Here is a 15,808-nt window from a genome sequence, read left to right as displayed (position 1 = left end):
CGTTAATTCTGCTAGTTAGGTTTGGCGTAACTTTTGCATCCCATCTTCTAAGAACTATGTACGGAGTCAATCAAATTCGCGTTTTAGCGCTAGGGCTAATCCAAGACCGTCAGGCTGCTGCTGCTGGAAAAGGCGATCGCATCTTTGTCTCGGAAGGATACGACCCAGTGAAACAAAAAACTTTTTATCGAGCCTTGGGAGGTGGCGTAGACTTTGGTGAAACCAGCCTGATCGCTTTGCAGCGAGAATTTCAGGAAGAAATCCAAGCAGAGCTAGCTAACATTCGTTACTTGGGCTGTCTAGAGAACGTCTTTGTGTTTAATGGCCAGTCGGGTCATGAGCTAATCCAGCTCTACAAATGCGACTTCGCTGATCCCAAATTCTATGAACTGGATGAATTGATGTTTGCCGAAGGCGATCGCCAGAAAAAAGCCCTTTGGATTGAGAGCGATCGCTTCAAATCTGGAGAACTCACCCTGGTTCCAGAGCAGTTTTTTGATTACCTCTAAAGCTTTAAAAAATGAAGGGCACCCACAAGAGGTGCCCCTACTTAAGTTATGGCTACGCCTAACATACAAAACTAGAACGCTAATACATTACCGAAACATACTGCTGAGTGAGCTGTCTTCGTGAATTCTCCAGATGGCCTCACCCAAGATATTGGCCACCGAGAGTACCGTCAGTTGCGCAAAGCGACTTGTGTCAGGCACTGGAATGGTATTGGTGACAATGATTTCCTCAAACAAGCCACTGGATAGCCGCTCGATCGCCGGGGGTGAGAAAACAGCATGGGTCGCACAAGCATAAACCTGACGAGCCCCTTCCTTGCGCAGGAGGCGAGCTCCCTCACAGATCGTCCCCGCAGTATCGATCATGTCATCTACCAAGATGGCAGTCTTGCCAGCAACGTCCCCAACCACATTGAGCACTTCTGCCACATTATGAGCTTGACGACGCTTATCAATAATGGCAAGTGGAGCATCATTGAGCTTTTTGGCAAAGGCTCGGGCCCGCGCGACTCCACCCACATCTGGCGAAACGACAACAATATCCGATAAATTCTTACTAGCTAAATAGTCAAACACCACTGGTGAACCATAGACATGGTCACAGGGAATGTCGAAATAGCCTTGGATCTGAGCTGAGTGCAAATCCATTGCTAGAATTCGATTTGCGCCAGCCTGAGTAATTAAGTTAGCTACAAGCTTGGCTGTAATAGACTCTCGCCCCGCAGTTTTACGGTCTGCTCTAGCGTATCCATAGTAAGGAATCACAGCGGTAATTTGCCGAGCCGAAGCTCGTCGGCAAGCGTCCACCATGATCAGTAATTCCATCAGGTTATCGTTAACCGGCTGGCACGTCGGCTGAATTAGATAAACATCACACCCTCGGATCGATTCCTGAATTTGGATATAAAGTTCTCCATCGGCAAACCGTTTACGGACCATAGGTCCTAGGTCCATGCCCAAGTACCGAGCAACTTCTTGAGAGAGCGGTACATTGGCAGAGCCGGAAAACAACCGCAGACGACTATTGTCAGAAATAGTCGGCAGAGTTGGGTGAAGAGTCAAAGTTGCAGAACGGATCACAACAGGCCCCCGAAGCGCATTCATCGCAATATTATCATTCTGATCCAGAATCATCCTCCAAAAATTCCCTGAATTAGGTGTAGCTATGGAGAGTAATTTTTGTGGAAACTGACTAGGAATTGTCGCACAAGAGTGGAGAGGCAAACTAGCGATTTTTGGCTGAACAATGCGCAGATTAATGAGAATTTCAGAGAAACTTGCAGATCGGTGGAAGGCAATGGCTGTGTTCACTTCCCCGCCAAACAGTCAGTAAGCAAGCTAAAATTGATCACCTAGCTGGTTTAGGCAAAATTTCTCATTCATATTTATGAGAAAAATTCTGCCTAGTTTATTGGGGAAATAGGGGCAAACAGCTCCACTTTAAGTAGGGCGAAAAATTTCTTCTGAGGATGGCCTTATGAGCTTGAAAGATCGCATTGGTGAAGATATAAAAGCGGCAATGAAATCTAAGGAGAAACTTCGCTTAGAAACGATCCGCAGTATTAAAAAGGCGTTGTTAGAAAAAGAAGTCAGTCTCAGACCCAGTGGGCAGACAGATTTGACAGAAGCCCAGGAAATAGAATTACTGCTGCAACAAGCCAAGCAACGCCGTGATTCTATCGAACAATATCAGCAAGCAGGACGGACAGACTTAGCGGATCAAGAAGCGCAAGAGCTGGCGATTCTAGAAGCGTACTTGCCGACACAACTCTCAGATGACGAGTTAAGCAAGATCATTGATGAAATTATCACAGAGGTGGGAGCAACTTCACTGAAAGACCTAGGCAAAGTTATGGGAGCTGCCGTACAACGAGTCAAAGGTCAGGCAGATGGCAAGAAGATTCAAGCTCTAGTCAAAGCCAAGTTGAGCGAATAAGCTGTGGTGGGAACACAGCTAGCTTGAGTGTCCCTAAAGTTGCTAGCTAAACCTACTCAGCTGTAGGCTCTTTGTCACAACATAGTTACGGGCGCAATTATAGCTATGGGCCACCCTCAGCTAATTTTTGGTGGCTCTACCTCTGGTGAGCTGAGTCCGTGATGTGCCTGTTGCAATCAATTCAAAGCAAACTAACCCGCTATGCAACCGCCAATTCCTGCCGGGACTATTCTGCAAAACCGCTACCGCTTAGTTAGTATTTTGGGCCAAGGTGGATTTGGCCGAACTTATTTAGCGGAGGATCAAGGGCGTTTTAATGAGCGCTGCGCCTTAAAGGAATTTATTCCGGCTCAGTCGAGTCCTTACGCTTTGGAGAAATCCAAGGAATTGTTTCAGCGAGAAGCGGCGATTCTGTATCAAATTCAGCACCCGCAGGTACCTCAATTTCGAGCCACGTTTGAACAAGATCAGCGCCTCTTTTTAGTTCAGGACTATGTTGAGGGCAAAACCTATGGCACGTTGGTTCAGGAGCGGACGGCGCAGGGTTATCCCTTCTCGGAGTCAGAGGTGATCCAATTGCTGCGGCAAATATTGCCTGTACTGGCTCACATTCATAGTAAAGGCATTATTCACCGAGACATTGCGCCTGACAATTTGATTTTGCGAGAAAGTGACCACCTGCCAGTTTTGATTGATTTTGGTGTGGTGAAAGACTTGGCGACCCGGATTCAGTCTCCGGAGACGGTGCCGCAACCTACCACAGTTGGTAAGTTTGGTTACGCACCCAGCGAACAGATGCAGACGGGCCGCGCTTACCCCAGCAGTGATCTCTATTCTTTGGCGGTACTGGCTATAGTTTTGCTGACGGGCAAGGAGCCACAAGAACTCTACAACGAAAGTACTCTGACTTGGCACTGGCAAGATTTGGCTAAGGTCAGTCCCGGCTTGGCTCAGATCTTGAACCAAATGTTGAGTTATAAACCGGGCGATCGCTATCAATCTGTGGCTGAGGTGGTTCAAGCACTACAAGCTCTGACTCAACCCACGGTTGTCTCTCCACCAGCTCCTCCGCCTGCTTATCCTGGGCAACCGCAATCACCCCCGCCGCCTCCCGTCCAGGCTCAAGTACCATCACCTCCGCCTCAAACGCCTCCTCAAACGCCTCCTCAAACGCCTTCGCCCCCGGCTAATCCCAACTTGTCTCAGGTGGCCACTGTTGCCGTAGGTCGCCGCCCAGACCCTGTAAATCCCGCTCCCAATAGTGATCCCAACCGAACCAATCCTGTAATTCCCGCTCCTTCGAGTGGTCCGTCTTGGGAAAATCCTTGGGCGATCGCAGCAGTAGGAACAGCTTTAGCCTTAGCCGCTGGGCTAGGTTCTTGGGCTTTGGTCACTTCTTTACTACGCTCTCCAAGAGATTCTGTTTCTCCAACGCCTTCCGTTACTATCACCTCTAGCTCTACTCCTAGTCCTAGTCCCACCCCTAGTCCTACCCCTAGTCCGACGCCAACACCCAGCCCTAGTCCAGTTCAATTTAGCCAGCGGCTGAATGTTACTCCTGGCGAACAAAATACAGTTGAAGGCGGGTTGAAAGCTAACGAGACCATTAGTTACATCGTGCCAGGGCAGCAGGACCAAACCCTAAGTGCTTATTTGGGTGGTGAAGGAATTTTAATGACGGTGCTCGCTCCGGATCAAAACCCTGTCAACAATCGCGCTAAGCGTGTCTCCGCTTGGGAAGGAGCGTTGCCCTATACCGGAGACTACTATATTCAACTCAGTCCGGTGCGAGGGATTGCTCAGGCAGATTATAAATTGGAGTTGAACTTAGAGAGTCCTGTTGAGCCAACTCCAACTTCGAGTCCGACGCCTAGCCCGACGCCTAGCCCGACGCCTACTCCTAGCCCTACACCGGGTGCGGTTGATGTCGAGCGAGTCAGTTTTCCTGCAGGTGCAACAGAGACCCAAGTATCTGGTCAGACTAACCCCACGACAATCAAGCGTTATTTAGTCACCGCTCAAGCAGGACAAGTACTCAACGTAGAAATCACGGATGGCGCTGCTACACTCGACATCCGCTATCCAGATGGTCGGTTGGTAGAGGATGCTTCTGGAGTTGTTTCGTGGCAATCGCAGCTGCCAACGGATGGGGATTACCAAATTGATGTGATTGCGGCTCGCGATACTAGCTTCACGCTAAATATTAGCGCCCAGAATCAGGAACCCTCTCCATAGCTATGGTCAGCTATAGTCACGATGATGGGATTCACAGCTCAACCTAACTGATGTGAGGAAGAACGGTAAAGTATAGTTTGAGACGGTCGTGACTTCGTAATCTAACAGATACCATTCCACTCCCCTTGAACGCACTACTCATTGCTGGAACTGATACAGACGCGGGTAAAACTGTCTTGACGACGGCTCTTGCTGCTTACTGGCAGACTTACTGCTCTGCCCGCAGTTTAGGGATTATGAAACCAATTCAGTCAGGGCTGGGCGATCGCGAACTCTATCTGCGCCTTTTCAACCTGAATCAGTCTATAGACGAAATTACCCCGCTTTACTTTCAAGCTCCTTTAGCGCCACCGCTGGCAGCCGATCGCGAAGGGCGCAAGATCGAGCTAGAACTGGCTTGGAAAGGTTTGGAAACGCTCCGACAACAGCGAGATTGGGTGTTAGTAGAATCGCTCGGTGGTTTGGGTTCTCCAGTTACTCACGAAACCACAGTGGCAGATTTGGCTTGGGATTGGCGGTTGCCGACTGTGTTGGTGGTGCCTGTGCGCTTAGGGGCGATCGCTCAAGCAGTCGCTAATGTTGCTTTAGCGCGTCAAGCGCGGGTGCACCTCAAAGGCATTGTGCTGAACTGTACCCAACCTCGCACCGAGCAGGAGATCGAGGATTGGGCACCCAGAGATTTGATTCAGTCTTTAACGAATGTGCCAGTGTTAGGCGTGATCCCCCATTTAATAGATGCCATCGATTTAGCGCAGTTAACGGAAGTTGCCGCTAATTTGGAGTTGGAACGACTGATGCCAATTGCCATCTCGCCACAAGATTTTCTATCGGTCGGCGATCGCGCTTCATCTTAACTAAGCTCACTAAGAACTGTTACAAGCTGGATTGCTCCTCAGGAAGTGACCAATCGGCGCTAAATTAGTGGAATAAGCGTTTAGCAAGTGACCTAGCCAAGCGGTTATCTGAGCCACTGGCCCCCATTCGCAGAGGCGACTATGCCAAGATTTCAACGAAACGACAACTTCATCGATAAAAGCTTCACAGTCATGGCAGACATGATTCTCAAAGTTCTGCCAGCCACCAAGAAAGAAAAAGAAGCGTTTGCCTATTACCGAGATGGCATGTCTGCTCAGGCTGATGGAGAGTATGCGGAAGCTCTCGACAACTATTTCGAAGCCTTGAAGCTGGAAGACGATCCCTACGATCGCAGTTACGTTCTTTACAACATTGGCTTAATTCGCACCAACAATGGTGAACACGAAGAAGCCCTAAAGAACTATCTAGAAGCGATCGAGCTGAACCCTCGCTTACCTCAGGCCCTCAACAACGTGGCAGTAATTTACCACTACCGAGGCGAACAGGAAAAAGAAGCGGGCAACGATGAGGCAGCCGAAGCCTTGTTTGATCAAGCAGCTCAATATTGGAAAACTGCCATTCGGATGGCTCCTAACAACTATATTGAGGCGCAGAACTGGCTCAAAACCACAGGCCGTTCGCAGATGGATGTGTATTTTTAGTCGGTTGCTCTTTCTATCCAGTTGACCTACAGCAGCTAATCTTTCGTCATGGTTAGCTGTGATTTTTTTGACCTTTACTTCTGAGCTACTTACCTATGCTGGATCGCGATCAAGTTCATAAAGTTGCTCACCTCGCTCGTTTAGAATTGGCGGTTGAAGAGGAAGAAAAATTTGCGACACAACTAAGCAGCATTTTGGACTATTTTGAGCAGCTCAGTGAGTTGGACACAAGCAATGTAGAACCAACCACACGGGCGATTGATTTGAATAATGTGACGCGAGTAGACCAGTTGCAGCCATATGGCGATCGCGAAACGATTCTAGAAGGCGCACCTGAGCGAGATGCTGACTTTTTTAGAGTGCCTAAAATCATCAACGCTGATTAGTGAAAGCTGATTAGTGAAAGCTAATTAGTGAAAGCTAACCAAATAATTGGTGTCTCAATTAGATGTAGCAATCCTAAATGATTTGTGGAAGGTGCACCTCTCACAAACCCCAACCGGATAAATTATTAGGACACCTATAGAGTCCTAACAGCACGGAGAGTAGGGGCGTAAGTTGCCCTCCTCTTTTGGCTAGGAGCCAAAAGGTTAAAAACAGGTTAGTAAGCTCTGACATCAAAGTTTGGCATATCTATAGATGGATGCCACGGGGTAGGATGTTAAGCCGTCTACCCTCCATAGGAGGATATTCACACTACCTATAAGGCGGATTTCTAAAAATTTGCCTTCTGATTTAATTGGCAAAGTCCTTTGTTGAGGTTAAGTCTTGTGAAGGCTAAATACGTTACCCTCTTTGGGACAGCCCTAGCCCTGGCTCTCACTAGCGGTGCTGCTGTTGCCCAATCGAGTGGCACAACTGCCCCCTCTGCGGCAGAAATCAAGCTTTCTCCAGAAGGCTTCAGAATTCTGTGCGAAGTTTTTCCCCTAAACTCCCGCTGTCCTGGTGGTACCCCTTTAGATTCGACCGCAGCCCCCACCAGCCCTTCTGAGGATACGGCTGAACCTGCGGATACAACTACAGACACAACCGAGACCGAAGAGCCCGATATGACTCGGCCTGCGGGTCCACCTAGCTCCCCCGGTAGCCCTGACAGCGGCACTGTACCTGAAGTAGACCCATCTACCCCGGCTGATGACTCTGGGAGTACGACCGACCCCAGCACAACAGACACAACCGAGACCGAAGAGCCCGATATGACTCGGCCTGCGGGTCCACCCAGCTCACCTGGTAGCCCTGACAGCGGCACTGTACCTGAAGTAGACCCATCTAGCCCCGCCGATGACGCTGGGAGTACGACCGACCCCGGCATGAGTCCTGACGGTTCTATGTCTCCTGAATCAGCCCCCAGCTCAGATTCACCTGCACCTCAGACCCCCTGAGGTTCTCAGTCAGACAAAGCCCCCAGGGTTTCACTGTTTCAAGCTCATACCAAGACCTTAGAATCCTATTCGATCCAGCTCTAAGTAATGAGGCTTTTCTTAGAGCTGGATTTTATGTTGCAAAGTTAAAGCACTCGTAGCACGCTAGAGACACTGCTGATTGATGACAAGCTGCGGATTTCTTCTAGGGCTTGGCGAAAGTTCCCTTCTGGAACATCGTGCGTAACGACGACGATTTCTGCTAGACCATCTTGATTGCCAATCTGAACAACGGATTCCAAGCTGACTTGATGGTTGCCGAAGCAGGTACCTAGTTTGCCAATGACGCCAGGGTAGTCCTTAGTGAGAAATCGGGCGTAAAAGCGAGTCACTAAGTCTGTCATTGGTGCGATCGCGCTGTAGTGCTGGTGAGAGCAAGCTAACAGAGGGTGTGCGGCTTGAGTAGGCTGAGTGGGAACTGGCACTAGATTAGCTTGCAGCACAGCGGCAATGTTGAGCATATCTGACACCACTGCACTAGCGGTTGGTCCTGCGCCTGCACCGCGACCGAAGAACATCACCTGCCCAATTGGCTCACCTTCCACCAAGATGGCGTTGTAGACATCGTTGACGCTAGCGAGGGGGTGAGATTTGGGAACTAGAGTTGGGTGTACCCGAATTTGAAGCTGTTCTGGTTCGCTATCAGTAGAAACTGTGTTGCGCTTAGCGATCGCCAGCAGCTTAATCACAAAACCGAGCCGCTCCGCGTAGGCAATATCAGCAGCACTGACCTGACGAATGCCTTCACAATAAACTTCTGCTAATTTAATTCGTCCGCCAAAGGCGAGTGAAGCTAGAATCGCAATTTTGTCGGCTGCATCTAGGCCATCTACATCAGCGGTGGGATCGGCTTCGGCATAACCCAATCGTTGAGCATCTGCTAGCACCTCAGCGAAGTCAACGCCTTCGTTTTGCATCCGGGTCAGGATGTAGTTAGTGGTGCCATTGACAATCCCTATAACCGTATCGATACGATTGGCCCCGAGTGACTGCTTGAGGGGTTGAATTACTGGAATTCCCCCGCCTACCGCTGCTTCTAGCAGCACGTACACACCTGCTTCATTGGCAGCGGTAAAAATCTCAGCACCATAACGGGCGATCGCAGCTTTATTGGCCGTGACCACATGCTTACCATGAGCAATGGCTTGAAGAATCAGCGATCGCGCAGGCTCTAAACCCCCCATCACTTCAACCACAATATCGATGTTGGGGTCGGTCACAATGGATTCGAGATCCGTGGTTAGTAAGTCAGCAGGCAGGTCGATTTCACGGGGTTTGTCGAGCGATCGCACCCCGACTCGATAAATTTCTAACTCCTTTAACAAAGGGTGGCGCTGCGTTGCATCGAGCAAAATCTGTGCTGTACCCGTGCCCACTGTTCCTAGCCCTAGCAAACCGACTTTGAAGGTCACAACCGTTATCCCAAATTCCAATAAGTTCTGACAAACGAATAAGCCCTAGGGTTTGAATCTTCAGGAAGAAAAGTTGCTTCCCAATCGATCCAGACTCTAGGGCTAGTTTAACTGCTAGTGATGACACTCTGAGACTTCAGCTCAGCGGAGCATTCACGGAGCGATCGCAGCTTAGTAGGTTTCTACGTGCCAGCGCTCGCTCTTCTTCATTTGCTTCTGGTAATCGCTCCAGGTCACACCGTCTTTGGCAGCCGCAGCAGACAGCGCTTCATCAATGCCGCCTTCCATACCTTTGAGACCGCAAATGTAGGTGTGGGTGTTCTCCTGCTGGATCAGCTTCCACAGTTCATCTGCATGCTCGGCCACACGGTCTTGGATGTACATCCGACCGCCAGAGGCATTCTTTTGCTCCCGGCTGATGGCACAAGTGAGGCGGAAGTTTTCTGGATACTTTTGCTGAATTTCTTCCAACTCTTCTTTGTAGAGAATGTTGGGGCTGGTGGGAATGCCGAAGACCAACCAAGCAAAACCCTTAAATTGGTAGCCAGGATTGGCTTGGCGCTCAGCGTCCTTAAACATGCGCCATAGGTAAGCCCGGAAAGGTGCAATCCCCGTGCCTGTTGCAAACATGATCACGTTGGCATTGGGATCGGTGGGCAGGAGCATTTCCTTCCCAACTGGTCCCGTGATTTTAACTTCGTCGCCTTCCTTGAGGTTGCAGAGGTGGGTAGAGCAAACTCCGTAAACGGTCTCGCCTGTTTCAGGGTGCTTGTACTCTAGCTGCCGCACGCACAAAGAAACAGTTTTGTCATCGACGTGATCGCCATGCCGAGTAGACGCGATCGAGTACAGACGGAGCTTTTCAGGTTTACCCTTTTTATCAATACCAGGTGGGATGATACCAATACTTTGGCCTTCTAGGTAGCGCAAATCACCACCAGAAACATCAAAAATTAGGTGGCGAACGGTGCCAATCCCGCCTTCGCCCACTAGTTCCTCGTTAGAAACACATTTGCCTAAATAGGGGCTATTTGGACGATAAATGTTAACGGGAACATTTTCTTCGAATAGAGCTTCATGCTTTGCACCTGCTGCTGGAGCAGAATCTGCTTGCATCTTAGCGGGTTGAGCCGCCGAAGCAGATTGCGCTGACTGTGAACTTTTACTAGCAGCCGCATTACCGTTGGTAAGGGTTTCACTATTGAGTGGCTCAATGCCAACAATCTTGCCGCCCATACGCAGAATGCGCTGCATCATATCGTTCATGCGGTTATAGGGCACTGTGATAAAGGTGCTACCGCTGCGACGAATGGGGTAGTTCGTTTTATCCGTTTCCGAATTCTGACGCAGACCGACGACTTCATAGCGGAAGAGACGGCTACCGGAAGCCGTGTTGCCAGCACCGCCCGCTGCACTTGAATTGAACATTGCTATAGATATCTCCGAACCCAACTTAACTTAACATTTTGCTACAAAGCGTCCTTGGCTCCCATTAATGTTAGCCCTACGCCTCAATCGCAAGTCTCAAAGGACTGAAAGATTAAATCTGCATCACGCAATTACATCACGCAGTTATAGAAGCCATGCCTACTTCTAGAGTATCGGAAGACCGAAATATCTCGGCCTCTTTCTCATGGCTACCCAAAGCATAAAAGGTTAGTCAGGAAAAGAATGTCAATGTCGAGCCAATTTCATTTCTTTAAAATGCGCAATTAACCTTAGCATAGATAGGAACCGAGCTAATTTTTAATTCAGGCTGAACTTGTAGAGGGGATCATGTTCTGGTAAGATGAACTGTTAAAGTAGTATTAAATACTTACTAGAAAAGCTTCCTCAGGATAAGCGGTAGCTCTTTTGCTGCACGTTTGTTTTGCATCTGCCTCTGTGCCAGCCTTCTAAGCCGCACTACCCACTTCGGGCGTGAATTCCGGGCTCTAGAGTGAATCTGCTCAAAACTCAGTTAGTGAACAGTCTATTCAACGATCGTTAGAGGGAATCTATGACCAGTAAGCCAGACCGCGTGGTTTTAATTGGCGTTGCCGGAGACTCCGGATGCGGTAAATCTACATTTTTGCGCCGATTGACAGATTTGTTTGGGGAAGATTTTGTTACCGTAATCTGCCTCGACGACTACCACAGTCTGGACCGGAAGCAACGTAAGGAGACCGGGATTACCGCCCTTGATCCCCGTGCTAACAACTTTGACTTGATGTACGAGCAGGTCAAAGCTCTGAAGAACGGCCAGTCTATTGATAAGCCTATCTACAACCACGAAACGGGCGAACTCGATCCTCCAGAACGGATTGATCCTAATCACATCATCGTGATTGAAGGTTTGCATCCTCTGCATGATGAGCGGGTGCGATCGCTGCTTGACTTCAGCGTTTACCTCGACATCAGTGATGAAGTGAAGATCGCTTGGAAGATTCAGCGAGATATGGCTGAGCGTGGTCACACCTATGACGATGTCATGGCAGCCATCAATGCTCGTCGCCCTGACTTCGAAGCTTATATCGATCCGCAAAAAGGCCACGCTGATGTGGTGATTCAGGTACTACCCACTAACCTGATCAAAGGTGAAACGGAGCGCAAAGTTCTGCGCGTTCGTATGGTGCAGAAAGATGGGGTTGAAGGATTCGAGCCTGCTTATCTATTTGATGAAGGCTCTACCATCGACTGGACTCCTTGTGGTCGTAAGCTCACTTGCTCGTATCCCGGTATCAAGATGTTCTACGGTCCTGATACCTACTACGATCACAGCGTTTCCGTGCTGGAAGTGGATGGTCAGTTCGACGAGCTAGAGGAAGTAATCTACATTGAGAAGCACCTCAGCAAGACTTCGGCTAAGTACGAAGGTGAAGTCACTCATCTGTTGCTGCAACACCGTGAGTATCCCGGTTCGAACAACGGTACTGGTTTATTCCAAGTGCTGACGGGTCTGAAGATGCGGGCAACTTACGAGCGTTTGACGTCTAAAGAAGCGAAGACCAAGGTAGCAGCTAACGTCTAAAGCTTTTTGTTTCCATCACAGGCTGTATTACTAGGGCGCGAGGCTGAGGTCTCGCGCTTTTTCTATAGCGTTGATGGCAATATGGCGATCGCTAGCTAAGGTCAAATCTGGTCTAACTCCTGGCTCTCCAAAAACTTAGTTCCCCATTCGTGCATGGAGTTCAAGATTGGCTTGAGGGTTGCGCCAAGGGGAGTCAGGGAGTATTCCACTTTGGGTGGGACTTGCAGGTAAACCTGGCGATGCACTAAACCGTCTTGTTCCATTTCTCGCAGTTGTTGCGTCAGCATTTTTTGGGTGATGCCATTCAACGCTCGGTGTAACTCTCCAAAGCGTTTTACCCCAGGAAATAATTCGCGAATAATCAAAACCTTCCAACGCCCGCCGATCACGCCTAGTGTCGTTTCTACAGCACAGGTGACGCGATCGCGGCTCTCCGCTTGAGGCTCCATAGTATCTTTTGAGGTGGTATCTAGCTCTCTAGTCTATACCTTACATTTAGCCCCTAGTGTTACCTCAAGTTAATTTTGCTTGGTGGAGTGGTCTGCGCCTGCCCAATATAAAATCGCAAATCTGATTTGGTGCAGCCCTAGTTTTTCTAGAGATCGTTAGTGAGTGAATTGCTGAGCCACCGTACTGGGAAGATAGGCGATCGGATTAACAGCGCTTTGTCCTTGGGGGCGGATTTCGAAGTGGCAATGGGGGCCAGTACTATTACCTGTACTGCCTAGCTCAGCGATGATTTGGCCTTGCCGCACCTGCTGGCCTTGCTGCACCAAAAGTCTCTGATTATGAGCGTAAAAGGTGACGCTACCATTCAAATGTTGAATTTTGACTAAGTTGCCGTAGCCACCCTGGTTCCAGCCAGCACTGATCACAATTCCATCTGCTGCTGCTTGAATCGGCGCACCAACAGGGCCAGCAATATCGATGCCATTGTGCATGCGACCCCAACGGGGACCAAATCCAGAGGTGACAACGCCTTTGACGGGCCAAATATAGCCTGCTTGAAGGGAGGAATCTGTGGGCCAAGCAAAATTGGGCTTCGAACTGGATGGTCTGGAGGCCGCGACGGGATAACTGGGGACTGGTACTTGAATCAGTTTGATGGAGCCAGTGGCTGAATTGGTAGTAACTTGAATCCGGTAATTTTGGGGAGTCGCGATCGCTGGATCTAGCAATCCGGCTGCTAAGCTACCTATCGTTAATGATGCAGTTAGTAGCAATTGCAGGGGACGGCAGTTTAAGGATGGGATCGTCATGCGTGGTTCGTTCAATTCGATAAAGGACTGAGCGAGGACACCCTATTTCACACCAAAAATACGATTGCTCCTAGCAATAAAGCTAGTAAATCGCATAGCCCTCACTTTGCCTGGAACGCATGGAGAATTAACTGGCGTTCACACGGATCTCCACCCAGCCAGTTGCTTTAAAGGGCCTGGTGATTTGACGGAATTTACGGATGTAACTTACCTGCTACCCCCAGGTTCAACTTGCAAGTCTTCTTCTTGAGACTCAAAGATGATGTCTACACCGCGTATGTCTTGGAAGGTAAATTCGGCTCGGCGATCGCGAGCGTAGTCTACGCGACTGGCGCCAGTGGTTTTACGTTGGGTTTCGCCCAAAGAACGAATGGTCAACCGTTCTGGTGCAACGCCTCGACGGAGTAAATAGTTTCTGGCTGCTAAAGCTCGACGACGACCTAGATCTAAGTTGTAGGCATCGCTAGCCCGAGGGTCAGTGTGGCCTTCAATATCCACCACGATGAAAGGATATTCTCGCAGCACATCAGCGATTTGATTGAGTACCGCCGCGCTCTCTGGGCTAACAATATCTTTGTCGAGAGCAAAGTGGATGTTTCTGGGTACGCGCAACCGAATGGGAGGTGGAGTTGGTGTAGGTTCTACTGGAGGTGTGGGTGGCACCTGAGCCACGGGGGGAGTGGTGCAACGGGGCACTTCTGTAACTGGCGTAGGTTCGGGAGGAGCCACAGCGCCTTGGGTGGTGCGGATAGTGGCGTTGGCGGCTGGCTCGGAGGTCCCGTAACGGCTATCTGTGGCGATCGCGCTAATTTGCTCGCCGGGCTGCACGTTGGTCAAAGTGGCGCTAAATCGACCTTTTTCGTTGGCTGTTGCGGTGGCGATCGCTTTGCTTAAGGGTGCATAACCAGGAAACAGATTAATGGCTTTGCTGCCTGCCACTGTTTCCTCGCCTTTCGCCTCAACCCGATAAATCTCGACTTGAGCACCTGGATCGGCTTTGCCATCCACATTCACTTGATCATTGAGCAGGATAAATTCTGAACTAAGCCACTGAGGAGCATTAATGGCTGAGTTGCCAGTATCTAAGCGCCGATTGCCCGAATTGCGAGGAGGATTGGGGCCATCGCCACGCTGATAGTCTTGCACGCCTACGTTCTGCTGCGTGTTCAGGTCAATGCTGAGTCCTTCTAAGGCGGCAAATTGGTTGTCTTGAATCAAGTTGCGATCGCTCTTGGGATAGGAGGTGACAACAACTCCTGGCCCCGTTTGGTAGCTGATCTGGTTCTTGATCACCTGATGCTGATTGCCCATTAAATAGACTGCGGCTCGCCGCAACCGCCGTCCATTGAGCTTAATTTGGTTGGCTTGAATCTGGACCGATCCATCAGGCTTAAACAAGTAAATGCCACTGCCATCGTTGCCGCAAATCAAGTTAGCCGTAATTTGGGAGCGATCGATCACACCTTCCAAGCGAATCGCGTCGGGCATCCCCGCAATACCGTTGCCTACAATGATGTTTTCTGTAACTTGGGTATTCTCCGCCCGCACCGCCGTAATAATGCCGCTGCCTTCATGGTTGGCAATTCGGTTGCGCCGAATCACGGTGCCGACTCCGTTAAACACAGACACACCAAACGCTGAGAGATTGGTAGGCATCTTTTCATCAATAGTTAGGCCTAACCAGTTGTTCTCAATTGTGACGTTCTGCGGCGGTTTGTCTTCAGCACCAAACGGGAAGTTGGCGTTGGGAGGTTGCTGCTGGCTGGTGTCTGGGGGTGGTAAACGGTGTGCAATAAAAATATCGGCAGGCGGAGTGCTGGCGGGTACTTGACGACGGGAGTTGAATCCGTAAAGGCTGAGGCCGCGAATCGTCACATTGTCCGCAACGACAGTTAGCCCCCGAAAGACTTCCTGACCCTCCGCGGGAGTAATAGCGACTACTGGGATCGGAACGCTGATTTCAGCCGTAGCCGATTTTTCTGCATCATATCCGGGTTGCGTGCTGCCATCGATAACTAAGCCAGGGCGATCGAGCGGTGGCAAGACGGAGGTGAGGCGAATCGTTGTTTGCTCGGCAGGTAAGCTGAACTCGATGCGGGAAGGGGCATCGGCACTTAGGGCTGTGACTTGAGCTTGTTCTTCGGCACTCAAGCGATCGCGCTCTAGGGTGCCATTCGTTAGGGCGATCGCTTCTCGCAGGGTTATGGTTGCATCTGGCTGGATCGGCCCATCTTGGTTGCTGTTGACCACTACCCGTAAATGTGGCGCAAGGGAGGGATTATTCTCAGAGCTGGGAGCGGCTGTGACGCTGGGCGCGATCGCGATTTCTGTAAGGCCAACCCAGAGTCCTAGGAGAGCAGCCGATTTGAAGCGGTAGGATGCAGGCATGGTCAAGCTATGGAAGGTGACGATCAACGAAGTGATTCAGAGTTTACCCTGATTTTGCTGACCCAGAATCAGCGACCCTAACGGTTAAAGCAACTGGTAGTAGTTTCCCGTAGGATCAATA

General features: G+C 50.0%; 14 protein-coding genes. 8 read left to right on the top strand and 6 right to left on the bottom strand.

What is annotated here, in order from left to right; translation table 11 throughout:
- Nucleotides 1–56 precede the first annotated feature (56 nt).
- A complete protein-coding gene (locus H6F90_RS02085; RefSeq protein WP_190549778.1) occupies nucleotides 57–509 on the top strand; it encodes an NUDIX hydrolase in 453 nt (150 codons plus the stop codon).
- Between the two features lie 87 nt (nucleotides 510–596).
- Here H6F90_RS02085 and H6F90_RS02080 read toward each other — a convergent pair whose 3' ends face one another.
- Nucleotides 597–1,613, bottom strand: coding sequence for a ribose-phosphate pyrophosphokinase (locus tag H6F90_RS02080; protein WP_190549776.1), 1,017 nt, complete (start codon nucleotides 1,611–1,613; stop codon nucleotides 597–599).
- Nucleotides 1,614–1,986: 373 nt separating this feature from the next.
- Here H6F90_RS02080 and H6F90_RS02075 point away from each other — a divergent pair, with 373 nt between their 5' ends.
- The 6 genes from H6F90_RS02075 to H6F90_RS02050 all read left to right on the top strand — a co-directional run bounded on the left by H6F90_RS02075 (nucleotide 1,987) and on the right by H6F90_RS02050 (nucleotide 7,579).
- Nucleotides 1,987–2,445: a GatB/YqeY domain-containing protein gene (locus tag H6F90_RS02075; RefSeq protein ID WP_190549774.1), complete on the top strand. Its 459-nt coding sequence runs from the start codon at nucleotides 1,987–1,989 to the stop codon at nucleotides 2,443–2,445.
- 201 nt (nucleotides 2,446–2,646) lie between these two features.
- Nucleotides 2,647–4,680, top strand: coding sequence for a serine/threonine-protein kinase (locus tag H6F90_RS02070; RefSeq protein ID WP_190549772.1), 2,034 nt, complete (start codon nucleotides 2,647–2,649; stop codon nucleotides 4,678–4,680).
- 125 nt (nucleotides 4,681–4,805) lie between these two features.
- The gene (bioD, locus tag H6F90_RS02065) at nucleotides 4,806–5,534 is read left to right on the top strand and encodes a dethiobiotin synthase (RefSeq protein ID WP_190549770.1); all 729 of its coding nucleotides are present in this window, start codon (nucleotides 4,806–4,808) and stop codon (nucleotides 5,532–5,534) included.
- 141 nt (nucleotides 5,535–5,675) lie between these two features.
- Nucleotides 5,676–6,197 carry a photosystem I assembly protein Ycf3 gene (locus H6F90_RS02060; protein WP_190436057.1) on the top strand — a complete coding sequence of 174 codons (522 nt, stop codon included), beginning with the start codon at nucleotides 5,676–5,678 and terminating at the stop codon, nucleotides 6,195–6,197.
- A 95-nt stretch (nucleotides 6,198–6,292) separates the two neighbouring features.
- Nucleotides 6,293–6,583 (top strand): Asp-tRNA(Asn)/Glu-tRNA(Gln) amidotransferase subunit GatC, encoded by a 291-nt coding sequence (gene gatC, locus H6F90_RS02055; protein ID WP_190549768.1) that lies wholly within the window; start codon nucleotides 6,293–6,295, stop codon nucleotides 6,581–6,583.
- A gap of 384 nt (nucleotides 6,584–6,967) precedes the next feature.
- Nucleotides 6,968–7,579 carry a hypothetical protein gene (locus tag H6F90_RS02050; RefSeq protein ID WP_190549766.1) on the top strand — a complete coding sequence of 204 codons (612 nt, stop codon included), beginning with the start codon at nucleotides 6,968–6,970 and terminating at the stop codon, nucleotides 7,577–7,579.
- 125 nt (nucleotides 7,580–7,704) lie between these two features.
- On the opposite strand, the gene H6F90_RS02045 is transcribed toward H6F90_RS02050, so the two are convergent.
- Both H6F90_RS02045 and petH read right to left on the bottom strand, forming a co-directional pair.
- On the bottom strand, nucleotides 7,705–9,030 hold the full coding sequence (locus H6F90_RS02045; RefSeq protein WP_190549763.1) for a homoserine dehydrogenase: 1,326 nt from the start codon (nucleotides 9,028–9,030) through the stop codon (nucleotides 7,705–7,707).
- Between the two features lie 171 nt (nucleotides 9,031–9,201).
- Nucleotides 9,202–10,458 carry a ferredoxin--NADP reductase gene (gene petH / locus H6F90_RS02040; RefSeq protein ID WP_190549761.1) on the bottom strand — a complete coding sequence of 419 codons (1,257 nt, stop codon included), beginning with the start codon at nucleotides 10,456–10,458 and terminating at the stop codon, nucleotides 9,202–9,204.
- A gap of 571 nt (nucleotides 10,459–11,029) precedes the next feature.
- Between petH and H6F90_RS02035 the strand changes: the two genes are divergently transcribed.
- Nucleotides 11,030–12,040, top strand: coding sequence for a phosphoribulokinase (locus tag H6F90_RS02035; protein WP_190436037.1), 1,011 nt, complete (start codon nucleotides 11,030–11,032; stop codon nucleotides 12,038–12,040).
- Nucleotides 12,041–12,141: 101 nt separating this feature from the next.
- Here H6F90_RS02035 and H6F90_RS02030 read toward each other — a convergent pair whose 3' ends face one another.
- The 3 genes from H6F90_RS02030 to H6F90_RS02020 form a co-directional block, all read right to left on the bottom strand.
- Complete coding sequence (locus tag H6F90_RS02030; protein WP_190549759.1) at nucleotides 12,142–12,489, bottom strand: helix-turn-helix domain-containing protein; 348 nt, start codon at nucleotides 12,487–12,489, stop codon at nucleotides 12,142–12,144.
- A gap of 156 nt (nucleotides 12,490–12,645) precedes the next feature.
- The gene (locus H6F90_RS02025; protein WP_190549757.1) at nucleotides 12,646–13,299 is read right to left on the bottom strand and encodes a M23 family metallopeptidase; all 654 of its coding nucleotides are present in this window, start codon (nucleotides 13,297–13,299) and stop codon (nucleotides 12,646–12,648) included.
- Between the two features lie 207 nt (nucleotides 13,300–13,506).
- Nucleotides 13,507–15,687: an OmpA family protein gene (locus H6F90_RS02020; protein WP_190549755.1), complete on the bottom strand. Its 2,181-nt coding sequence runs from the start codon at nucleotides 15,685–15,687 to the stop codon at nucleotides 13,507–13,509.
- Nucleotides 15,688–15,808: the final 121 nt, after the last annotated feature.

The organism is Trichocoleus sp. FACHB-591 (genome assembly GCF_014695845.1).
Taxonomy (GTDB): domain Bacteria; phylum Cyanobacteriota; class Cyanobacteriia; order FACHB-46; family FACHB-46; genus Trichocoleus.
This window is presented reverse-complemented; position numbering and strand designations above follow the sequence as displayed.